Source organism: Thalassospira lucentensis (assembly GCF_032921865.1).
Taxonomy (GTDB): Bacteria; Pseudomonadota; Alphaproteobacteria; order Rhodospirillales; family Thalassospiraceae; genus Thalassospira; species Thalassospira lucentensis_A.
In genome coordinates this window covers 163,317-184,431 of the sequence record NZ_CP136684.1, presented here as the reverse complement: position 1 = coordinate 184,431, position 21,115 = coordinate 163,317, and the positions used below count along the sequence as shown (strand labels likewise).

The 21,115-nt window shown below is 57.3% G+C and carries 20 protein-coding genes; 18 read left to right on the top strand and 2 right to left on the bottom strand.

Annotated elements, in window-relative coordinates:
* Window positions 1-4 precede the first annotated feature (4 nt).
* The 3 genes from iolE to iolG are packed head-to-tail and all read left to right on the top strand — an operon-like array spanning window position 5 to window position 2,757.
* On the top strand, window positions 5-910 hold the full coding sequence (iolE, locus tag R1T41_RS01675) for a myo-inosose-2 dehydratase (RefSeq protein WP_317339504.1): 906 nt from the start codon (window positions 5-7) through the stop codon (window positions 908-910).
* Window positions 910-1,713, top strand: coding sequence for a 5-deoxy-glucuronate isomerase (gene iolB, locus R1T41_RS01670; protein WP_297208115.1), 804 nt, complete (start codon window positions 910-912; stop codon window positions 1,711-1,713). The genes iolE and iolB overlap by 1 nt, the downstream gene beginning before the upstream one ends.
* A gap of 54 nt (window positions 1,714-1,767) precedes the next feature.
* Complete coding sequence (gene iolG / locus R1T41_RS01665; RefSeq protein ID WP_317339502.1) at window positions 1,768-2,757, top strand: inositol 2-dehydrogenase; 990 nt, start codon at window positions 1,768-1,770, stop codon at window positions 2,755-2,757.
* Window positions 2,758-3,203: 446 nt separating this feature from the next.
* Here iolG and R1T41_RS01660 read toward each other — a convergent pair whose 3' ends face one another.
* Both R1T41_RS01660 and R1T41_RS01655 read right to left on the bottom strand, forming a co-directional pair.
* Window positions 3,204-5,171: a 3-hydroxyacyl-CoA dehydrogenase NAD-binding domain-containing protein gene (locus R1T41_RS01660; protein ID WP_297208112.1), complete on the bottom strand. Its 1,968-nt coding sequence runs from the start codon at window positions 5,169-5,171 to the stop codon at window positions 3,204-3,206.
* Complete coding sequence (locus R1T41_RS01655) at window positions 5,171-6,007, bottom strand: alpha/beta hydrolase (RefSeq protein WP_297208110.1); 837 nt, start codon at window positions 6,005-6,007, stop codon at window positions 5,171-5,173. The genes R1T41_RS01660 and R1T41_RS01655 overlap by 1 nt, the downstream gene beginning before the upstream one ends.
* A gap of 286 nt (window positions 6,008-6,293) precedes the next feature.
* Here R1T41_RS01655 and R1T41_RS01650 point away from each other — a divergent pair, with 286 nt between their 5' ends.
* The 15 genes from R1T41_RS01650 (at window position 6,294) to R1T41_RS01580 (ending at window position 21,083) form a co-directional block, all read left to right on the top strand.
* The gene (locus R1T41_RS01650) at window positions 6,294-8,600 is read left to right on the top strand and encodes a bifunctional salicylyl-CoA 5-hydroxylase/oxidoreductase (protein WP_297208108.1); all 2,307 of its coding nucleotides are present in this window, start codon (window positions 6,294-6,296) and stop codon (window positions 8,598-8,600) included.
* 3 nt (window positions 8,601-8,603) lie between these two features.
* Complete coding sequence (locus R1T41_RS01645; protein ID WP_297208106.1) at window positions 8,604-9,362, top strand: SDR family NAD(P)-dependent oxidoreductase; 759 nt, start codon at window positions 8,604-8,606, stop codon at window positions 9,360-9,362.
* Window positions 9,363-9,364: 2 nt separating this feature from the next.
* Window positions 9,365-9,856 (top strand): MarR family winged helix-turn-helix transcriptional regulator, encoded by a 492-nt coding sequence (locus tag R1T41_RS01640; protein ID WP_249278171.1) that lies wholly within the window; start codon window positions 9,365-9,367, stop codon window positions 9,854-9,856.
* Window positions 9,849-10,661, top strand: a complete 813-nt coding sequence (locus R1T41_RS01635; RefSeq protein ID WP_082832698.1) for an enoyl-CoA hydratase family protein — start codon at window positions 9,849-9,851, stop codon at window positions 10,659-10,661. The genes R1T41_RS01640 and R1T41_RS01635 overlap by 8 nt, the downstream gene beginning before the upstream one ends.
* Window positions 10,661-11,830: an acyl-CoA dehydrogenase family protein gene (locus R1T41_RS01630; RefSeq protein WP_317339498.1), complete on the top strand. Its 1,170-nt coding sequence runs from the start codon at window positions 10,661-10,663 to the stop codon at window positions 11,828-11,830. Before R1T41_RS01635 ends, R1T41_RS01630 begins: the two co-directional genes overlap by 1 nt.
* Before the next feature lie 19 nt (window positions 11,831-11,849).
* Window positions 11,850-13,484 carry an AMP-binding protein gene (locus R1T41_RS01625; protein WP_114123677.1) on the top strand — a complete coding sequence of 545 codons (1,635 nt, stop codon included), beginning with the start codon at window positions 11,850-11,852 and terminating at the stop codon, window positions 13,482-13,484.
* Entirely contained in the window at window positions 13,481-14,674 is a 1,194-nt protein-coding gene (gene kynU / locus R1T41_RS01620; RefSeq protein WP_317339496.1) for a kynureninase, read from the top strand. The genes R1T41_RS01625 and kynU overlap by 4 nt, the downstream gene beginning before the upstream one ends.
* A complete protein-coding gene (gene kynA / locus R1T41_RS01615) occupies window positions 14,671-15,540 on the top strand; it encodes a tryptophan 2,3-dioxygenase (RefSeq protein ID WP_317339494.1) in 870 nt (289 codons plus the stop codon). Before kynU ends, kynA begins: the two co-directional genes overlap by 4 nt.
* A gap of 132 nt (window positions 15,541-15,672) precedes the next feature.
* A complete protein-coding gene (locus tag R1T41_RS01610) occupies window positions 15,673-16,812 on the top strand; it encodes an ABC transporter substrate-binding protein (RefSeq protein ID WP_062953518.1) in 1,140 nt (379 codons plus the stop codon).
* Window positions 16,813-16,907: 95 nt separating this feature from the next.
* Window positions 16,908-17,825 carry a branched-chain amino acid ABC transporter permease gene (locus R1T41_RS01605; RefSeq protein ID WP_062953519.1) on the top strand — a complete coding sequence of 306 codons (918 nt, stop codon included), beginning with the start codon at window positions 16,908-16,910 and terminating at the stop codon, window positions 17,823-17,825.
* Window position 17,826: 1 nt separating this feature from the next.
* Window positions 17,827-18,813 carry a branched-chain amino acid ABC transporter permease gene (locus tag R1T41_RS01600; protein WP_062953520.1) on the top strand — a complete coding sequence of 329 codons (987 nt, stop codon included), beginning with the start codon at window positions 17,827-17,829 and terminating at the stop codon, window positions 18,811-18,813.
* The gene (locus tag R1T41_RS01595) at window positions 18,806-19,555 is read left to right on the top strand and encodes an ABC transporter ATP-binding protein (protein ID WP_062953521.1); all 750 of its coding nucleotides are present in this window, start codon (window positions 18,806-18,808) and stop codon (window positions 19,553-19,555) included. The genes R1T41_RS01600 and R1T41_RS01595 overlap by 8 nt, the downstream gene beginning before the upstream one ends.
* A 2-nt stretch (window positions 19,556-19,557) precedes the next feature.
* Window positions 19,558-20,247: an ABC transporter ATP-binding protein gene (locus tag R1T41_RS01590; protein ID WP_063094840.1), complete on the top strand. Its 690-nt coding sequence runs from the start codon at window positions 19,558-19,560 to the stop codon at window positions 20,245-20,247.
* A gap of 1 nt (window position 20,248) precedes the next feature.
* Complete coding sequence (locus R1T41_RS01585) at window positions 20,249-20,680, top strand: thioesterase family protein (RefSeq protein WP_317339490.1); 432 nt, start codon at window positions 20,249-20,251, stop codon at window positions 20,678-20,680.
* Window positions 20,673-21,083: a RidA family protein gene (locus R1T41_RS01580; RefSeq protein WP_037992735.1), complete on the top strand. Its 411-nt coding sequence runs from the start codon at window positions 20,673-20,675 to the stop codon at window positions 21,081-21,083. The genes R1T41_RS01585 and R1T41_RS01580 overlap by 8 nt, the downstream gene beginning before the upstream one ends.
* Window positions 21,084-21,115 lie beyond the last annotated feature (32 nt).

Genomic DNA, 21,115 nt, shown 5'->3' with positions numbered 1-21,115 from the left:
GAAAATGATCCTTTACGGTACCAACCCGATTGCCTGGTCCAATGACGATGATCAGACGCTGGGTGCTGAAATCAGCCTCGAAACCTGTTTGTCCGAAGCAGGCGAAATCGGTTTTGACGGGATTGAAAAAGGCCACAAGATGCCGACCGAACCGGCGGCACTGAAGGCCAAGCTTGATCCCAACGGGCTTAAATTCGTGTCGGGCTGGCATTCGCTTAACCTTCTGACCCATTCGGTCGAGGACGAGAAAAAGGCGATCCAGCCGCATCTGGATTTGCTGAAAGCCATGGGATGCAAGGTGTGCATCGTGTGCGAAACCAGCAATGCGATCCACGGCAATGACAATGCGGCCCTGTCTGATAGCCCGGTTTTGCCAGCGGACAAATGGGCGAAATTTGGTGCGGATGTTGAGGCGATTGCCGCCTATTGCGCCGAACAGGGCGTGACATTGGTGTATCATCACCATATGGGGACGATTGTTGAAACGGCCGATGAAATTCATCAATTCATGGCCCATACCGGCCCGAAAACACACCTGTTGCTGGATACCGGGCACGCATGGTTTGGCGGGGCAAATCCCGAAGAACTGGCAAGCCGTTATATGGGGCGGGTCGCCCATATCCATTGCAAAAACGTGCGCCCGAAAATCGCCGAGCAGGTCCGTAATCAGCATCTGAGCTTCCTTGAAGGGGTGCGTCGTGGGGTGTTTACCGTGCCCGGTGACGAGGAAGGCATTGTTGATTTTGAACCGGTTCTGAAAATCGCGGCCGAGCATGATTATTCCGGCTGGCTGGTGATTGAGGCAGAACAGGACCCGGTTGTGCGCAACCCGTTCAAATATCAGTCGATGGGGCTTAAGGCGCTGCGTGCGATGGCGCAGAAAACCGGACTGGATAAGGGAGAAGCCTGATGGCCGATCTGCTGAGAAAACCGTCGGGGACCTGTGGAAAGGTTCATGACATTACCGCCCAAAGTGCCAATTGGGGCTATGTCGGGTTCGGACTTTATCACCTGAAAGCCGGTGAAAGTGCAGCCGAGCCGACGGGCGACCGCGAGGTGATTCTGGTTCTTGTCGAAGGCAAGGCCGAAATCGCGGTGGGCGATCAGAATTTTGGGGAATTGGGCAAACGCATGAGCGTGTTTGAACGTATCCCGCCTGCCTGTGTTTATGCGCCCAACGATGCCAACTGGACCGCCAAGGCCACGACTGATTGCGTTTTGGCGGTCTGTACCGCACCGGGAAAGGGCAATTATCCAGCCCGCGTGATCAGCGATATCGAGATGGTCGAACGTGGCAAGGGCGCTAATACCCGGTACATCCATCCGATTGCGATGGAGGAAAAGGATATTGCCGACAGTCTTCTCGTGACCGAGGTTTTCACGCCGTCGGGCAACTGGTCAAGCTATCCGCCGCACCGCCATGACGAGGATAATTATCCCGACATGACATACCTTGAGGAAACCTATTATCACCGGCTTAACCCCAAGCAGGGCTTTGGTTTCCAGCGGGTGTTTACCGAGGATGGGGAGCTTGACGAAACCATGGCGGTTTCAGATGGCGATGTGGTGCTGGTGCCCAAGGGGCATCACCCGTGCGGCAGTCCTTATGGCTATGAGATGTATTACCTGAATGTCATGGCTGGACCGATGCGCAAATGGCGGTTCCAGAACCATCCCGATCACGACTGGATTTTCCAGCGCGACAGCAAATAAACCCGTTTTCCGTATTCCCGTCTTCGCAACATTTGTCCTTTCAGGATGTCAAACATGCTTAATATCGGACTTCTTGGTGCTGGCCGTATCGGCATCACCCACGCCAAAGCCGTTCAGGCCCTGCCAAATGCCAAAATCGCCAAGGTTTTCGACCCGGTCGATGCCGCAGCGGAAAACGCGATTGCCCTTACCGGGGCCACCCGTGCGACGGTCGAGGAAATCATGGCGGATGGCAATATTCACGCCGTTATCATTGCGACCCCAACCGACCTTCATGCCGATCAGATCGAACTGGCCGCGCGGGCGGGCAAGGCGATTTTCTGTGAAAAACCGGTCGATCTGGATGCCGGGCGGGTGCGCGATTGCCTGAAAGTGGTCGAGGAAACCGGTGCGGTTCTGATGGTTGGTTTCAACCGTCGTTTTGACCCCAGTTTTGCGCGCCTTCGGGCCGAAATTGACGCGGGCGCGATTGGCGATGTTGAAATGGTGCAGATCACGTCGCGTGATCCGTCCGCGCCGCCGGTTGATTACATCAAACGGTCGGGCGGGCTTTTCCGCGATATGATGATCCATGACCTTGATATGGCGCGCTTCCTTCTGGGCGAGGAGATTGTATCGGTCTATGCCACCGGTGCGGTCCTGACCGATCCGGCAATCAAGGCGACGGGTGATGTCGATAGTGCGGCTGCAACCCTTCGGACCAAAAGCGGCCGGATGGCGGTGATCACCAATTCGCGCCGTGCGACATATGGCTATGACCAGCGCATCGAAGTGCATGGCTCAAAGGGCCTTGTCGAGGCCGGAAACCATCGCACCACGTCGGTGACGGTGGCGAACGGATCGGGATATACCGCCGAACCGTTGATGGATTTCTTCATGTCGCGTTATGCCGATGCATATCGGATCGAGCTGACGACTTTCTGTGATGTGGTGGCGGGTAAAACCACCAATTATCCCAGCGGTGCAGATGGCCTGAAAGCGTTGATTCTGGCCGATGCAGCACTTGAATCGCTTTCGACTGGCAAGGAAGTTCTGGTCGGGTAAGCGAAAAAAATCGCCACCCCTATCAAAAAGTTCTTGATTTGTTCTTTTCTGTCTGATACAAGAACCAAGTCAACACCAGAATTGCGCCCGTCGGGAATTTCCCGGCGGGCGTTTTTGTTTTGGCGGTATGTGGTGTGCGGCGGGCAGCCAGATTGGCGGTTCGTCGGGTCGGTATTTAAGGCCACGGGCGGCGATTTTGGCCGTCTTGCTGGCGGACAAATGGGGGGCAAACGGCAGTCAAAAGCAGTCAAAGGCGGCCAAGCGGGAGAGTTGCGCCCGGTTTGCAGGCCGTTTGAGCGCCAGTTGAGCGTCATTTGGGGGGCTTTATGCCCGAGTTGCGCCCGGTTTGTGCCAAGTTTGTGCCGCTGCGTGGGTCGGGGTGATGTTGGAGAAGGGCCGGGTTCGGGCACCTTTCCGGGGCCGTGAAAGCCCCGGATTTCAGGTGTTCAGGCGGTGTTTTTAAGGTGCATCGGCCCGCCCTTGTGGCGGGGGAAGCCGTAGCCGTTGACCATCACGACATCGATGGCGTCAGAGCTGTGCGCGATGCCCTCAGCGAGGATTTTTTCGCCTTCTGCCTGCATGGCAGACAGGATGGTTTCGATGATTTCGGCATCGGAAAACGGGCGGCGTTTGATGCCCTTTTTCGCCGATTCAGCGATCACCAGTTCATCGACAACAGGATCAAGGAAAGCTTTGCCATGTTCATCATAGCGATACCACCCAAGGCCATTCTTGCGCCCGAAACGCCCCATTTCACAGAGGTAATCCCCAAGCGCGACATAGCGTTCATTCGGGTCGCGGGTGGGTGCCAGGCGTTTGCGGGTGGCCCATGAGATTTCGAGCCCGGCCATGTCCTGCATGGCAAACAGGCCCATGGGGAAGCCGAAATTGGTCATGGCGCGGTCAATGTCAGACGGGAGAGATCCGTCTTCGAGCATGTATTCGCAATGTTTGCGATAGGCCGACATGATCCGGTTGCCGATGAAGCCATCACACACCCCGCAAGGGACTGCGATCTTGCCAAGGCGTTTGGCGAAGGCGAGGGCCGTTGCCAGTGTCACGGAGCTTGCCAACCGGGTGCGGACGACTTCGAGCAATTTCATCACATGAGCCGGGGAGAAGAAATGCAGGCCGATCACCCGTTCGGGATGGGTGCAGGCAGTCGCAATCGCATCGATGTCGAGATAGGAGGTGTTGGACGCCAGCACCGCGTCGGATTTGCAATGGGCGGAGAGTTTGGCAAACACGTCATGTTTGACGGCCATGTCCTCGAACACGGCCTCGATCACCAGATCGCAATTGGCAAGGGCCGCGTAATCCGTGCTGCTGACGAGATCGCCCAGAAGCTGATCATGGCGGGACTGGGTGATGATGCCGCGTTTGAGCGATCCGCCGAGATGATGGCGGACATTGGCAATGCCGCGTTCACAGGCATCGTCATCGCGTTCGATCATCACCACGGCATAGCCGGCCAGAAGGGCGGCGGTGGCGATACCGGCTCCCATGATGCCGCCGCCGATGACGCCGATTTCGTGAAGGGGACGGGGATCGACCCCGGCCAGTTCGGGCAGCTTGGCAACCGATCGTTCGGCAAAGAAAATATGACGCAGCGCCTTTGACTGGTCGCTGTCGCGAAGGCGAACGAAGTTTTCGCGTTCAAGACCAAGGGCGGTTCTGGCGTCGCCGGTCACGGCGGCCCGAATGGTCTGGGAGGCAATCACCGGGGCATCCTGCCCACGGGCCTTTTTGCCGATCCCGGCAATCAGGGCATCCCATCCATCGGTGTCCGGGGCATTGACTGGGGCGCGGTCAATCAGGGCGGTCGGGCAGGGATCGGTTTTGATCCGTTCGGCCAGTGCGAGGGCGGCGATCCGCAAATCACCATCCGCAATTTCGTCGATCAGGCCGTAATCACGGGCGGTGACGGCATTGACCGGCTTGCCGCCGGTAATCATGGCAATCGCGTTCTCAACCGCGATCAGGCGGGGCAAGCGCACGGTGCCGCCAGCACCGGGGATCAGGCCGAGATTAACTTCGGGCAGGCCAAGTTTGGCGGTGGCTGTGGCGATGCGGTAATGACAACCCAGCGCTACTTCAAGCCCGCCGCCAAGCGCATTGCCGTGGATGGCGGCGATCAGTGGCTTGGTTGATTGTTCGAGTTTGAGGATCAGATCGGGCAGGATCGGGTCCAGCGGCGGTTTGCCAAATTCGGTGACATCGGCCCCGGCGATAAAGGTTGACCCGGCGCAGATCAGGATCGCGGCACGGATCGTATCATCGCGGTTGACCTGATCGATCGCATCCCAAATTCCCAGACGGACGGCATGACTGGTCGCGTTGATCGGTGGATGATCAATCGTGATGATCGCAATGTCGTTTTCGGTGGTTAGGCTGACGGGGGACAGTGTGGACATTATGCGTCCTCCGGCTCAATCGGATGCAGCAGGCAGGCGACCAGATCGGAGTCCGGATCGGCCAGATCGGCGATGACGTCAAAATGGTGTTTGTCGGGGGCCTCGACCGCGCGGGTCGATGCACCAAGCCCGGTCCAGATATTGGCAAGAAGATCGTTCTGACGGACAAATTCCGGCCGTTCATCCGCGCCGACCCAGCAGGTGATGGAGCATGGCAGATGCGGGCGGCTCAGTGCGGCACTTTCGGCGATTGCTTCGGCTTCGTCGAGTTTCAGCACATCATTCATCGCGGTTTTCAGAAGCGGGCGCAGATCGTGCAGGCCGCTGATCGATACGGTGTTTTTGATGCGTGCCTGCGTTGCCGCTGACAGGGGCGAGGAGACGCAATTCATCCGGCTGACCAGATGACCGCCCGCCGAATGGCCGGTCAGGTGAATGGGGCCAGAAATGCGATTGGCAACATGATCAATCGCCGCCCCGATCTGGCGGGTGATGTCCGACAGGCGGGCATCGGGTGCCAAAATATAGCTTGGCAGACAGACCGCCCAGCCGCGCGCAACCGCACCACGTGCCAGATGCGACCATGTCGATTTATCAAACGCCTTCCAATAGCCGCCATGCACGAAAACAACCACGCCCTTTGGCGTGCCTTCGGGCAGGAACAGGTCGTATCTTTCGCGCGCGGCATTGCCATAGGCAACATCCAGTTCCGCCCGGTTCGATGCCGCCATTTCATCGCGGAAGGCCGATGCCAGTCTGGCCCACATGCCGGGAAATTCCGCCGCACCCCTGATATGGTCGCCATTGGCGTATGCGTCGTCCCAGTTGGTGATCATGGTGAATGCCTTCCTTGTCTGACGTCATCTTTGATGATGCGGTTTTATCACGGGGATCGCGAGGGACTCTGCGGATATTGCTGCGGAATGCAACGCTTTTCCCGTGTTTTTTCCTACTTACACATCGCCCTGTTTTGCGGCCCTGCTTCGGGGATTCTAGGGGAAAATCGAGATATTTCAAACCCAAATATTTTATGCTTGAAATAAATGTCAGGCAGGCGTACCGTTTTTGAAGTTTCCCAAAACAACCGGGGCAAAGACCCCCATATCAAGAAGGGAAAATCAGGTGAGAATAGCTTGTTTGGGTGGCGGTCCTGCGGGGCTTTATTTTGCGATTTCGATGAAATTGCGTGATCCCGGCCATGAGGTCGTGGTGATCGAGCGTAACAAGCCCGATGACACGTTTGGCTGGGGCGTTGTCCTGTCGGACGAGACGCTGACCAATCTGGCGCAGAATGATGCCAAAAGTGCCGAGGCGATCCGGGCGCATTTTTCATATTGGGATGATGTTGCGGTTCTGTATCGCGGCGAAAAGACCGTATCGACCGGGCATGGTTTTTGTGGCATCGGGCGCAAGCAGCTTTTGATCCTGTTGCAGCAGCGCGCACGTGAACTGGGTGTTGAGCTTCGGTTCGAGACCGAGGCCGAAAGTGCCGCGCATTATGCCAAGGAATTTGACCTTGTCGTCGCATCCGACGGGCTTAATTCCAAAACCCGCACCGAGTTTGCCGATAAATTCCAGCCCGATATCGATACCCGCAAATGCAAGTTTGTCTGGCTGGGCACGCATCAGAAATTCGATGATGCCTTTACGTTCATTTTCGAGGAAACCGACAAGGGCTGGGTCTGGGCGCACGCCTATCAGTTTGATGACAAGACTGCGACCTTTATCGTCGAATGTTCGCAAGCGACATGGGAAGCCTATGGTTTCGGCGACATGACCAAGGAAGAGTCGATTGCCACCTGCGAGGAAATCTTCAAGGATCATCTTGGCGGTCATGCGCTGATTAGCAATGCGCATCATGTGCGCGGTTCGGCGTGGTTAAGCTTCCCCCGGGTTTTGTGCAAAACATGGTCGCATGAGAATATCGTGCTGATGGGTGATGCGGCGGCGACGGCGCATTTTTCCATCGGATCGGGTACCAAGTTGGCGCTTGAAAGTGCCATCGGGCTTGCCAATTACCTGCATTCCGAGGCCGATTTGCCATCCGCCTTTGCCAAATATGAAGACGAACGCCGGTTGGAGGTTTTGCGCCTGCAATCAGCGGCACGCAATTCGATGGAATGGTTCGAGGAGATCGAACGGTATTTCCATTTCGATCCGGTGCAGTTCACCTATTCGCTTCTGACCCGATCGCAGCGCATCAGCCATGAGAACCTTCGACTGCGTGATGCCAAGTGGCTTAAGGATGCCGAAGGATGGTTCCAGCGCAAGGCGGGCATAGTTGCAAATGATCCGGCGAATGACGAAGTCCGTCACCCGATGTTCGTGCCGTTTACATTGCGTGACATGAAGCTTAAGAACCGCATCGTGGTGTCGCCGATGGCGCAGTACAAGGCGGTGGATGGCTGCCCGACCGACTGGCATCTGGTGCATTATGCGGAGCGTGCCAAGGGTGGTGCGGGGCTGGTTTATACCGAGATGACCTGCGTGTCCGATACCGGCCGCATTACGCCGGGCTGCCCCGGCTTTTACGCGCCATCGCACGAAGCGGCATGGAAACGGATTGTTGATTTTGTGCATTCCGAAACGGATGCCAAAATCTGTGCGCAGATCGGCCATTCCGGGCGCAAGGGTTCGACCCAGCTTGGCTGGGAGGAAATGGACGCGCCGCTGAAATCCGGCAACTGGCCGTTATTGTCGGCATCCGACATTGCGTGGTCGGATCGCAACCAGACGCCAAAACCGATGACGCGCGATGATATGGATATGGTGCGCGATCAGTTCGTCGCAGCCGCCGAAATGGCGGATCGGGCGGGCTTTGACATGATCGAGGTTCATGCAGCACACGGTTATCTTCTGTCATCCTTTATCAGCCCGGTCAGCAATACGCGCGATGATGAATATGGCGGGTCGCTTGAAAACCGGATGCGTTATCCGTTGGAAGTGATTGATGCGGTGCGTGCCGCATGGCCGACGCACAAGCCGTTATCGGTGCGTATTTCGGCCAATGACTGGGTCGGGGATGAGGGCGTGACACCGGAAGAAGCGGTCGAGATCGCCCGGATGTTGCAGGCCCATGATGTTGATATCTGTGACGTATCCGCCGGTCAGACGACGAAGGCCGCACGGCCCGTCTATGGCCGCATGTTCCAGACGCCGTTTTCCGACCGGATCCGGAACGAAGCACATATGGCGACCATGGCGGTTGGCAATATTTACGAACCCGATCATGTCAATTCGATCCTTATGGCGGGAAGGGCGGACCTTGTCTGCCTTGCGCGACCGCATCTGGCCGATCCGTACTGGACGCTGCATGCCGCGGCAGGGCTTGGCAACCGAACGGAAAACTGGCCGGAACCATATTATGCCGGGCGTGATCAGATGTGGCGTCTGGCGGAACGGTCCGACGTCATGACCGGGAAGGTGTAACCCATGGGAAACCTTGCCATCAGCACAGCATTGATTACCGGCGGTGGAACCGGCGTGGGGGCCGTGATGGCCCGCATGCTGGCCGATGCCGGGGTCAAGGTCGCGGTATCAGGCCGCCGTGCCGAAATGCTGGCCGAGGTGGCAAAACATCCCAATATCACCGCCATTCCCGCCGATGTGACGGATGAGGCATCGGTGCGCGCGATGTTTGGCACATTCTGCGATGTGATCGGCGCGCCCGATCTGGTGATTGCCAATGCCGGTATGGCCGAAAGCGCGCCATTTGGCAAAACATCCATCGACCTTTGGAAGCGCACGATGGACGTCAATCTGACCGGCACGTTTTTGACGTTCCGCGAGGGGTTGAACGTGATGGACCGCGCCAGGCCGGGGCGATTGATTTCGATTGCATCGACGGCGGGGCTTAAGGGTTATGCCTATGTCACCGCCTATTGCGCGGCAAAGCATGCGGTGGTCGGGCTTGTCAAAAGCCTTGCGACCGAGTTGGCCGCGACGCCGATCACGGTTAATGCGGTGTGCCCCGGTTTCATGGAAACACCGATGCTTGAACAATCGGTTGCCAATATCGTTGCGAAAACCGGCATGAGTGCGGAAGACGCACGCGCAAGCCTTGCGAAGATCAATCCGCAGAACCGGTTGATCCAGCCCGAAGAAGTTGCCCAGACCGTGATGTGGCTGGCAAGCAGCCATGCCGCATCGATCACCGGGCAGGCGATTTCGGTATCGGGAGGAGAGATATGAATATGGATAAAACAGTCCGCGACCCCGATATGCCGCACAATGAAACATCGGATATTTCAAAGGCGCGTTTGCGGGCGTGGCTTCAGGTATTGCGCGTGTCGCGCAAGATCGAGGGTGAGCTTCGCGAGAAAATGCGCCTTGAATTCGGCTCCACCCTGCCGCGCTTTGACGTGATGGCCGCACTTTACCGGTCCCGCGACGGGATGCGCATGAGCGAGCTTTCAAGTGCGTTGATGGTTTCAAACGGCAATGTTACCGGGATTGTTGACCGGCTTGTGACCGAGGGGATGCTGGTCCGGGTGCCGGTTGAAAATGATCGCCGGGCATCGATCGTGCGCCTGACGGAAGCGGGCGAAAAGGATTTTGCCGAGCGGGCCCTTGTGCATGAAGGCTGGGTGTCCGAGCTGTTTTCCGATCTGTCGGCCAGTGATGCCGATGCCCTGATCCGTATCCTTCGGACTGTTTATCATCATAACGAGGCGCACCATGACTAAGATGGCAAACATCACGCCAAAGCATTTCAACTGGCGCATGGAAGGCGATGTTGCGGTCATTTCGCTGGATCGGCCGGAACGCAAAAACCCGCTGACTTTCGAGAGTTATGCCGAGCTTCGCGATACGTTTCGCGATCTGGTTTATGCCGATGATATCAAGGCGGTGGTGTTCGGATCGAACGGTGGCAATTTCTGTTCGGGCGGGGATGTGCACGACATTATCGGCCCGCTGATCGACAAGGACATGAAGGGGCTTCTGGAATTTACCCGCATGACCGGCGATCTGGTCAAGGCGATCATTGGCTGTGGCAAGCCGGTGATTGCGGCCGTCGACGGCATTTGCGTTGGTGCGGGGGCGATCATTGCGATGGCGTCAGATTTGCGCATCGCGACCCCGGTATCGAAAACGGCGTTCCTGTTTACCCGTGTCGGGCTTGCGGGCTGTGACATGGGGGCATGTGCGATCCTGCCGCGCATCATCGGGCAGGGCCGGGCCGCCGAACTTCTTTATACCGGACGATCCATGAGTGCCGATGAGGGCGAGCGGTGGGGCTTCTATAACCGGCTGGTCGAGGGTGATGTTCTGGAGGCCGAGGCGATTGCATTGGCGACCCGGATTTCCGAAGGCCCGAATTTCGGTCACATGATGACCAAAACCATGCTGGCGCAGGAATGGAATATGGGGATCGAACAGGCGATTGAGGCCGAAGCGCAGGCGCAGGCGATCTGCATGCAGACCGAGGATTTCAACCGTGCCTACAAGGCATTTGTCGCCAAGGAAAAACCGGTGTTCGAGGGGAACTGATGGCTGATACGTCCTATCTTGACTGGCCGTTTTTCGAAGACCGGCACCGCGACCTTGCCGCACGGCTTGATGCGTGGGCGGCGGCCAATCTTGACGGTATCGATCATCATGATGTCGATGGGGCGTGCCGCGATTTGGTGGCGCGGCTTAATGATGGCGGATGGCTGAAGCATGCCGCGATTGACCCGGATTGTGACCCCGATCAGGACGGCGCAAAACTTGATGTCCGGTCGCTTTGCCTGATCCGGGAGACGCTGGCGCGTTATGACGGGCTGGCTGATTTTGCCTTTGCCATGCAGGGGCTTGGCAGCGGGGCGATTTCGCTGTTTGGCACCAGGGCACAGCGCGCAGAGATCCTGCCGAAAGTCCGGTCCGGCAAGGCGATTGCGGCCTTTGCCCTGACCGAACCGCAATCAGGATCGGATGTTGCCAATATCGCGCTGGAAGCCCGTGCGGATGGCAGCGATTTTGTCCTGAATGGCGAGAAAACCTGGATTTCCAATGGCGGGATTGCCGATTTTTATTGCGTCTTTGCCCGCACCGGCGAGGCACCGGGGGCCAAGGGGCTTTCGGCCTTTCTGGTACCTGCCAGCACACCGGGCCTTTCGATTGCCGAGCGGCTGGAAACCATTGCGCCGCATCCGTTGGCGCGGTTGAAATTCAGCGATTGCCGTATACCGGCGACGGCCCTGATTGGCCTTCCGGGTGAAGGGTTCAAGATCGCGATGTCGGTTCTGGACGTGTTCCGGTCCACCGTTGCCGCGGCTGCCTTGGGCTTTGCCCGTCGTGCGCTTGAGGAAACCATTGCACGCGTTCAGTCGCGTGAATTGTTTGGTGCGCCGCTTTTTGATTTGCAGATGGTGCAGGGGCATGTGGCCGACATGGCGCTTGACGTCGATGCCAGTGCGCTTCTGGTTTATCGCGCCGCGTGGCTTAAGGACAGCGGGGCATCGCGGGTGTCGCGCGAGGCCGCGATGGCAAAACTTTATTCAACCGATCATGCCCAAACCGTCATCGACAAGGCGGTACAAATACATGGCGGCGATGGTGTGCGTTCTGGTCACATTGTTGAAACGCTGTATCGGGAAATTCGCGCCCTTCGGATTTATGAAGGCGCGTCAGACGTCCAAAAAATAATCATTGCACGGCAAACGCTGGCACAAAAATAGCTGTATCAGGGGCTTAACCATGTCGCACGTTCTGGGTCCGACCGCACATAGCGATACGTTCGCAAGGGACAATCTGCCACCGGTCGAAAGTTGGCCGGTCTTTAACCTCGAAAAGTTTCAGTATCCCGAATATCTCAATGCCGGGGTCGAGCTGACCGACCGGATGGTCGAACAGGGATTTGGCGATAATACCGCCCTGATCGGCAATGGCCGTCAGCGGACATACAAGGAATTATCCGACTGGACCAACCGCATTGCCCATGCGCTGGCCGAGGATTATGGCGTTAAGCCCGGCAACCGGGTTTTGATCCGGTCGGCCAATAATCCGGCGATGGTGGCGTGCTGGTTAGCCGCGACCAAGGCGGGGGCGGTTGTGGTCAATACCATGCCGATGCTGCGTGCCGGTGAACTGGCGCAGATCGTTGACAAGGCCGAGATCGAATTTGCCCTTTGCGATACGCGCCTGATGGACGAACTGGTGGCGTGTGCGAAGGACAGCAGGTTCCTTAAGAAAGTCATCGGTTTTGACGGTACGGCCAATCATGATGCGGAACTGGATCGCATTGCGCTGACCAAATCGGTGAAATATGAGGCGGTCAAGACCGGGCGCGATGATGTGGCGTTGCTGGGTTTCACATCGGGAACGACGGGGGAGCCCAAGGCAACCATGCATTTCCATCGTGATCTTCTGATCATTGCCGATGGCTATGCCAAGGAAGTCCTGAATGTGACGCCCGATGATGTGTTTGTCGGATCGCCGCCGCTTGCCTTTACCTTTGGGCTTGGCGGGTTGGCCGTCTTTCCGCTTCGGTTCGGGGCGACGGCGACATTGCTTGAAAAGGCGTCGCCGCCCAACATGATCGAGATTATCGAAACCTATAAGGCAACCGTGTGCTTTACCGCGCCGACGGCGTATCGGGCGATGCTGGCGGCGATGGAAGACGGGGCGGATTTATCGTCCCTTCGTGCCGCCGTTTCAGCGGGCGAGACATTGCCAGCACCCGTTTACAAGGCATGGATGGAAAAGACCGGCAAGCCGATGCTGGACGGGATTGGTGCGACCGAGATGCTGCATATCTTTATTTCCAACCGGTTTGGCGACAGTCACCCGGCCTGCACCGGACGGCCGGTGGGCGGATATGAAGCCAGGATCGTTGATGATGAAATGAACGAGCTTCCGGTTGGCACCATTGGCAAGCTTGCGGTGCGTGGCCCGACCGGGTGCCGGTATCTGGCCGATGATCGGCAGCATGGCTATGTGCGCGATGGCTGGAACCTGACGGGGGATGCGTTTTTTGTCGATAGTGACGGCTATTTCCATTTTGCCGCGCGTAATGACGATATGATCGTTTCGTCGGGCTATAACATTGCCGGGCCCGAGGTCGAGGCAGCATTGCTGGCACACCCGGATGTGGCGGAATGTGCGGTGGTGGCGGCTGCTGACGAGGAACGCGGTTATATCGTGCAGGCGCATGTGGTATTGACCCCGAATGCCAATCCGTCACCCGAAATGGCGAAGCTTTTGCAGGATCATGTCAAGGCGACGATTGCACCTTATAAATATCCGCGTTCGATCCTGTTTATCGACGCGTTACCGAAAACCGCGACTGGAAAAATCCAGCGATTCCGTCTGAAACAGGAAATGTCTGCATGATTGACTTTGTCGCCACCAAAGCCTTGTTCCATATCCCTGACGGGGTGATTTACCTTGATGGTAATTCATTGGGCGCGATGCCGAAAACGGCGGCCGCGCGTGCCAAATCCATGATCAGTGACGAATGGGGCGAGATGCTTATTCGCGGCTGGAACGACGCCCGGTGGATGGAGCAGCCCAAACGCGTTGGCGATCTGGTCGCGCGTCTGATCGGGGCGGCACCGGGTACGGTGGTGATGGGCGATACTTTGTCGATCAAGGTTTATCAGGCGCTTGCCAGTGCGCTTGAAATGAAGCCGGATCGCAAGGTGGTGGTGTCGGACAATGGCAATTTCCCGACCGACCTTTATATCGCCGATGGCTTGATCAAAAGCCTTGATAAGGGCCATGTGCTTAAGACGCCAAACCCGGAAGATGTCGAAAGCCTGATCAATGAAGACCTTGCGGTTCTGATGCTGACCCATGTCGATTACCGCACCGGGCGGATGTATGACATGAAACGGATCACCAAACTGGCCCATGATGCAGGCGCAATCGTGATCTGGGATCTGGCGCATTCGGCGGGGGCGGTTCCGGTCGATCTTGCGGGATGCGAGGCCGATTTTGCGGTGGGTTGCACTTACAAGTATCTGAATGGTGGTCCGGGTGCCCCGGCATTCATTTATGTCAGGCCCGATCATGCGAAGACCGTGCGCCCGGCATTGTCGGGATGGCTTGGCCATGCGGCCCCGTTTGCCTTTGACCTTGAATACAGCCCGGCACCCGATGTTTCGCGGATGCGGGTTGGAACCCCGCCGGTCATTCAGATGACGGTTCTGGAAGAGGCGATGAAGGCGTGGGACGGGGTCGAGATGGCCGATATCCGCAAACGCAGCATTGAGCTTTGCGATCAGTTCATTGCCGGGGTCGAGGCAAGTTGTCCGATGCTGGAACTGGCAAGCCCGCGTGATGCGAACAAGCGCGGATCGCAGGTATCGTTCAAATTCGCAGACGGTTATGCGGTGATGCAGGCCTTGATTTCGCGCGGCGTGATTGGTGATTTCAGGGCACCTGATATCATCCGGTTCGGCTTTACCCCGCTTTATATCGACAACAACGATGTCGATGGGGCGGTGAAGATTTTGGCCGATATCATGAAAACCCGTGCATGGGACAAGCCGGAATTCCACAAAAGGAATGCCGTGACATGAGCGATAAAGCCAAGAATACCGGCTGCCCGATGAACCAGCCCTATGACCCCAGCACCGAGGGCGCGCGCACCGATTTTTCCGATCAGATGTCGTATGGTGATTATCTGGCGCTGGATGCGGTTCTGAGTGCCCAGCATCCATTGACCGATGCGCAGGATGAGTTGCTGTTTATCATTCAGCATCAGACATCCGAATTGTGGATGAAGCTTGCGATCCGGGAAATTACGGCGGCACGCGATGCCATCCGTGAAGGTCGTCTGCAACCGGCATTCAAGATGCTGGCGCGGGTATCGCGCATATTCGAGCAATTGAACAATGCGTGGGACGTTTTGCGGACCATGACGCCAAGCGATTATACGACATTTCGCGATGCGCTGGGTCCGTCGTCGGGCTTCCAGTCCTATCAGTATCGCCAGATCGAGTTTATGTTAGGCAATCGGAACCATGCGATGTTGCGCCCGCATGCGCACCGCAACGACATTACCGAGATGCTCAACGCCGAACTGGCAACGCCCAGCCTTTATGACGAGGCGCTGGCCCTTTTGGCGCGCGAGGGGATTACGGTGCCAGATGCGGTTTTATCGCGCGATGTCAGTGCGCCATATGAAGCACATGACGAGGTGATTGCGGCGTGGCATCGGGTTTACAGCGCGCCTGAAAAGCATTGGCCGCTTTATGAGCTGGCCGAGAAGCTTGTGGATTTTGAGGATTATTTCCGGCGTTGGCGGTTCAACCATGTGACCACGGTGGAGCGCGTCATTGGCTTCAAACGCGGGACCGGGGGGACCGGCGGGGTGAGTTACCTTAAAAAAATGCTGGAAGTTGAACTGTTTCCGGAACTCTGGCGGGTGCGAACCACGCTTTGAGGATGGACGGGCCTGATGGAACACTGCAAAATCAGGGGCAGGCATCAGGTCGATAAGTCCGTGACAAAAAACAACAAAGTCACGGAATGCCGATGTTGCTGAGTAGATAAAAACATAAACACGGAGGCTTTAATGAAGGGCACTAAGACGACAATCGCAGCTTTGGCTGCGCTTTTGATGGCGGGGGCGGCACAGGCCGAGCCGGTCAAGGTTGGCATGATCACGACCCTTTCGGGTGGCGGTGCGGGGCTTGGCATCGACGCGCGCGATGGTTTCATGCTGGCGGTCAAGCAGGCCAATAACCCGGACCTGACGGTTGTGATCGAAGACGATCAGCAGAAACCCGATATCGCGGTTCAGTTGGCCGATAAAATGATCCAGAGCGAGAAGGTCGATGTGCTGACCGGTATTATCTGGTCGAACCTGGCGATGGCGGTTGTGCCGTCGGCAGTGGCACAGGACAAGTTCTATCTTTCGGTCAATGCCGCGCCGTCGCAATTGGCGGGCAAGGGCTGCAACAAGAATTACTTCAGCGTTTCGTACCAGAACGACAACCTGCATGAAGCCGCAGGCGGTTATGCGACCAGTGCCGGTTACGAGAAAACCTTTGTGATGGCGCCGAACTATCCGGCGGGCAAAGATTCCATCGCCGGTTTCAAACGTTTCTATCTGGGGGATGTATCGGGCGAGGTCTACACCAAGCTTGGTCAGACCGACTATGCCGCCGAAATCGCACAGATCCGTGCATCGGGTGCGGACAGCGTGTTCTTCTTCCTGCCGGGCGGCATGGGCATTGCGTTCATGAAACAGTATGCCCAGTCGGGTGTGGACATTCCGCTGATCGGTCCGGCATTCTCGCTGGATCAGGGGATCCTTGGCGCGATTGGTGATGCGGCGATTGGCATCAAAAACACCGCCAACTGGTCCAAGGACATCGACAACGACACCAACAAGGCATTTGTCGAAACCTTCCAGGCGGAATATGGCCGCCTGCCGTCGATCTATGCGTCATATGGCTTTGACACCGCCAATCTGTTGCTGTCGGCAATGGGCAAGGCCGACGTCAAGGATGCCGACGCATTCCGTGATGCGCTGCGTGCGGCGGACTTCAATTCCGTCCGTGGCAAATTCATCTTTGGCCCGAACCAGCATCCGATCCAGGACATCTATGTCCGTGAAGTGGTGAAGGAAGGCGACGTTCTGACCAACAAGATCATTGGCACAGCCCTTATCGATCATGCCGATGCCTATGCATCGGAATGTGCGATGTAACGACGAAGTCTGTTTCATAGACTGGCAAGTTCGGCGGGCATTCGTGCCCGGTTTCCGGGGCTGATGCCCGCCATCTTGCGACGGAGTTTTCCTTTATGTTTTCTTTATTTCTGGAGCAGCTTCTAAACGGCCTTCAGTCGGGGGTCATGCTGTTTCTGATGGCATCGGGTCTGACGCTTGTTTTTGGTGTCATGGGGCTGATCAATCTGGCGCACGGGTCGCTTTACATGGTGGGCGCGTTTGCGTGCGCGGCCGTTGCGGCATGGACCGGTTCATTCTGGCTTGGCCTTGTCGCGAGTTTGATGGCGGCCGCCCTTGCGGGGGCGCTGGTTGAGATGCTGGTGATCCGCAGGCTTTATAAACGTGATCACCTTGATCAGGTGCTGGCGACATTTGCGCTTATTCTTATTTTTTCCGAAGGCACCCGGTGGATTTTCGGGTCCTTCCCGCTGTTTTTAAATGTCCCCGAAGCCCTTTCTGGCACGGTGACGATGCCCGGTGGATCGGAATATCCGATTTTCCGGCTGGCGATTATTGTCGCCGGGCTGATCGTGGCGGCGGGTCTTTTTGCCCTGATTGGCAAGACGCGGCTTGGCACGCGCATTCGCGCCGGTGAAGCCGACCGCGAAATGATTGCCGCACTGGGGATCAATATCGACCGGCTTTATACGGTTGTTTTTGCCCTTGGTGCGGCCTTGGCCGGGTTGGCCGGTGCGTTTGTCGGCACGACGCAATCGGTTCAGGTCGGCATGGGCGAGCCGGTTCTGATTTTGGCATTCGTTGTTATCGTGATTGGCGGGATCGGGTCGATCAAGGGCGCACTTATCGGATCGCTTCTGGTGGGCTTTACCGACACGATGGGGCGGTTTTTGCTGCCCATCGGGTTCGAGGCATTTTTCGATCCGGCAAGTGCGACGGCGATTGGGTCCGCACTTGCATCGATGCTGATTTATATCGTTATGGCGCTGGTGCTTTTCCTGCGGCCAAGCGGTTTGTTCGGGACGGAAGCCTGATATGAGCATGAACCGCGAAACCATCCTTAATATCGTTCTGGCGGCGTTGCTGATTGCGGTGCCGGTGATCGCACAGATCATGGGCGAGCCTTTTATCATCACGCTTGCGACCAAGGTTGCGATCCTTGGCATGGCGGGGGTCGGGCTTAACATCGCACTTGGCTATGGCGGGCTTGTGTCGTTTGGCCATGCGGCGTTTTTCGGGATCGGGGGCTATGCCGCCGGTATCCTTGCCAGCCACGCACTGAATTACGAGCCGATCATGACCGCCCCGTTTGAGATCAACGGTACGACACAGATGATTGTCATCTGGATCGTGGCATTGATCGCATCGGCTTTGGTGGCGCTTCTGATCGGGGCGATCACGCTTCGGACCAGTGGTGTCTATTTCATCATGATCACGTTGGCCTTTGCGCAGATGATCTATTACTTCGCGATTTCCTGGCCGGCCTATGGCGGGGAAGACGGGCTTTCGATTTATGTACGCAATAGCTTCCCGGGTCTGAACACGCTTGATCCGATCAGCTTCTTTGCGCTGTGTGCCGCGATGCTCGGCGTTGCGATTGCGTTTTCGGCGGTGCTGATCCGGTCGCGGTTTGGCCTTGCCCTGCATGGGGCGCGGCAAAACAGCCAGCGCATGATGGCGATTGGCATTGCGCCATTCCGCGTGCGGCTGGTGGCGTTTGTGATTTCGGCGATGATTACCGCATGGGCCGGTGCGCTTTATGCCGATCTGAACCGGTTTGTCAGCCCGTCGATGCTGTCATGGCATATGTCGGGTGAAATCATGGTGTTTGTTATTCTTGGCGGGGTCGGGCGTCTGTTTGGTCCGGTCGCGGGGGCGGCACTTTACATCATTCTGGAACATCTTCTGGGCGGCATGTTTGAATATTGGCAATTGCCGTTGGGTATTCTGTTGCTGGTGGTGGTGCTGTTTGCACGCGGTGGCCTGATCGGCCTTCTGGCGGGGGAGCGCAAACATGCCTGAAGCCATTCTTTCACTATCCAATGTCACCAAGCAGTTCGGCGCGTTACTGGCCAGTGACAATGTGTCGCTGGACCTTATGCCCGGTGAAATCCATGCCCTGATCGGGCCGAACGGGGCGGGGAAATCCACCCTGATCAAGCAGATCGCGGGCGAGATCAAATCTGATAGCGGCAACATCCGCTTTGCCGGACGCGATATCGGCGATCTGGATGCGGTGGAACGATCCCGCATGGGATTGGCGCGGACATTTCAGGTGTCGTCCCTGATGCCGGAATTCTCCGTCCTGCAAAACGTCGTTTTGGCGCAGCAATCGGTCAGCGGGAAAATCTTCCGGTTTTTTAAACCGGTTCTGAGCGATGCGTCGCTTCTTGAACCGGCGATGGCGCAACTGGAGCGGGTTGGCCTTGCCGACCGGGCCCAGATGCGGGCGGCCGATATTTCGCACGGCGAACGCAGGCAGCTTGAAATGGCGGTGGCGCTTGCGCTTAAGCCGCGTGCCTTTTTGCTCGACGAGCCGATGGCAGGCATGGGGCCGGAAGGATCGAAACGTCTGACCGGCTTCCTTGACGGATTGCGGGCAGAGGCGCCGATCCTTCTGGTAGAACATGATATGGACGCGGTTTTTGCGCTGGCGGACCGGATTTCGGTTCTGGTTTATGGACGGGTGATTGCGACCGGCACGGTTGACGATATTCGTGGCAATGAAGACGTCAAGCGGGCGTACTTGGGGGAGGAAGCCTGATCATGAGCGCACTTCTGGAAGTATCAGGCATCACCGCATTTTATGGTGCGTCGCAGGCATTGTTTGGTGTCGATCTGATCGTGAATGAGGGCGAGGCGGTTGCGCTTATGGGGCGCAACGGCATGGGCAAGACCACGACGATCAAGACCATCTGCCGGATGATGAGCCACCGGGATGGCGAGGTCCGCTTTGCTGATACCGATCTTGCGAAACTGCCATCGCACAAGGCCGCACGGCTTGGCATCGGGCTTGTCCCCGAAGGGCGGCGGTGCTTTGCCCGGTTAAGCGTGATGGAAAACCTGATGGCGGCGGCACGAGCCGGTGAATGGGATTTTGACCGGGTGGCGGACCTGTTCCCAAGGCTTGCCGAGCGGCGCGATCAGAAGGCGATGACGCTTTCGGGTGGGGAGCAGCAGATGCTTGCCATCGGGCGGGCATTGATGACCAACCCACGGCTTCTGATCCTTGATGAAGCGACCGAGGGGCTTGCGCCGGTGGTGCGGCAGGAAATCTGGGCCGCGATCAACCGGTTGAAGCAATCCGGCCTTTCGATCCTTGTCGTCGACAAGTCGCTTAAAGAATTATCCGGCGTGGCGGACCGTTATGTGGTGGTCGAAAAGGGCGTTACCGCATGGACGGGGGCGGTCGGTGATTTGACCGACGACCTTGCCGACCGGTATCTGGGGGTGTGAGATGACGATGTTCACCTATGCCCAGAAAGTCCTGTTTCAGCATTGCGACCCGGCGGGGATCGTTTTTTATCCGCGCTATTTCGAAATGATCAATGCCACGGTCGAAGAATGGTTCGAGGCCCGTATCGGCTTCAGCTTTGCGCAGATGCATGGGGTTGACGAGGTGGCGGTGCCGACCGCGGGGCTTCAGATCAGCTTTACCGCGCCCAGCCGCCTTGGCGAGATGCTTGAATTTCGGTTGGTGCCGAAACGGTTGGGGCGGTCGAGCCTTGATCTTGAAATCACGGCTGTCTGTGGCGACGAGCAACGCGTTTCGATGACAGCAACGCTGGTGTTTACCAGAAGGGGTGCCGGTAAATCGGTGCCGTGGCCCGATGATTTGCGTGCCAAAATCGACAACGAAATCAATGAAATGGTAGAAAAAGATGCATAAAATCATTCAGCCAGACGGATGGAAACCGCCCAAGGGTTACGCAAATGGCGTGCTGGCCGACGGGGTGCCGCTTTATATCGGCGGGCAGATCGGCTGGAACGCTGATCAGGTCTTTGTCGCCAAGGATTTCGTCGGTCAGATGGAACAGGCGTTGCGCAATATCGTCGATGTGCTGGAGGCCGCCGGTGGCGGGCCGGAGCACCTGACACGGCTGACATGGTATGTGGTCGACAAGAAGGAATATCTTGCGAAACAGCGCGAGGTCGGCGAGGCGTATCGCCGCGTGCTTGGCAAGAATTTCCCGGCGATGACGATGGTTGTGGTAAGTGCCCTTGTCGAAGACGAAGCCCTGATCGAGATCGAGGCGACGGCATCGATCCCGGCGGATAGAAACGCGGCCTGAAACGCAAAACCCCGGCAGATGCCGGGGTTTTT

Bases quoted from the DNA above. Each gene is read 5' to 3' on its own strand.
- iolE (WP_317339504.1), top strand. From the start codon at position 5: ATGATCCTTTACGGTACCAACCCGATTGCCTGGTCCAATGACGATGAT.
- iolB (WP_297208115.1), top strand. From the start codon at position 910: ATGGCCGATCTGCTGAGAAAACCGTCGGGGACCTGTGGAAAGGTTCAT.
- iolG (WP_317339502.1), top strand. From the start codon at position 1,768: ATGCTTAATATCGGACTTCTTGGTGCTGGCCGTATCGGCATCACCCAC.
- R1T41_RS01660 (WP_297208112.1), bottom strand. From the start codon at position 5,171: ATGTCCACACTGTCCCCCGTCAGCCTAACCACCGAAAACGACATTGCG.
- R1T41_RS01655 (WP_297208110.1), bottom strand. From the start codon at position 6,007: ATGATCACCAACTGGGACGACGCATACGCCAATGGCGACCATATCAGG.
- R1T41_RS01645 (WP_297208106.1), top strand. From the start codon at position 8,604: ATGGGAAACCTTGCCATCAGCACAGCATTGATTACCGGCGGTGGAACC.
- R1T41_RS01640 (WP_249278171.1), top strand. From the start codon at position 9,365: ATGGATAAAACAGTCCGCGACCCCGATATGCCGCACAATGAAACATCG.
- R1T41_RS01635 (WP_082832698.1), top strand. From the start codon at position 9,849: ATGACTAAGATGGCAAACATCACGCCAAAGCATTTCAACTGGCGCATG.
- R1T41_RS01630 (WP_317339498.1), top strand. From the start codon at position 10,661: ATGGCTGATACGTCCTATCTTGACTGGCCGTTTTTCGAAGACCGGCAC.
- R1T41_RS01625 (WP_114123677.1), top strand. From the start codon at position 11,850: ATGTCGCACGTTCTGGGTCCGACCGCACATAGCGATACGTTCGCAAGG.
- kynU (WP_317339496.1), top strand. From the start codon at position 13,481: ATGATTGACTTTGTCGCCACCAAAGCCTTGTTCCATATCCCTGACGGG.
- kynA (WP_317339494.1), top strand. From the start codon at position 14,671: ATGAGCGATAAAGCCAAGAATACCGGCTGCCCGATGAACCAGCCCTAT.
- R1T41_RS01610 (WP_062953518.1), top strand. From the start codon at position 15,673: ATGAAGGGCACTAAGACGACAATCGCAGCTTTGGCTGCGCTTTTGATG.
- R1T41_RS01605 (WP_062953519.1), top strand. From the start codon at position 16,908: ATGTTTTCTTTATTTCTGGAGCAGCTTCTAAACGGCCTTCAGTCGGGG.
- R1T41_RS01600 (WP_062953520.1), top strand. From the start codon at position 17,827: ATGAGCATGAACCGCGAAACCATCCTTAATATCGTTCTGGCGGCGTTG.
- R1T41_RS01595 (WP_062953521.1), top strand. From the start codon at position 18,806: ATGCCTGAAGCCATTCTTTCACTATCCAATGTCACCAAGCAGTTCGGC.
- R1T41_RS01590 (WP_063094840.1), top strand. From the start codon at position 19,558: ATGAGCGCACTTCTGGAAGTATCAGGCATCACCGCATTTTATGGTGCG.
- R1T41_RS01585 (WP_317339490.1), top strand. From the start codon at position 20,249: ATGACGATGTTCACCTATGCCCAGAAAGTCCTGTTTCAGCATTGCGAC.
- R1T41_RS01580 (WP_037992735.1), top strand. From the start codon at position 20,673: ATGCATAAAATCATTCAGCCAGACGGATGGAAACCGCCCAAGGGTTAC.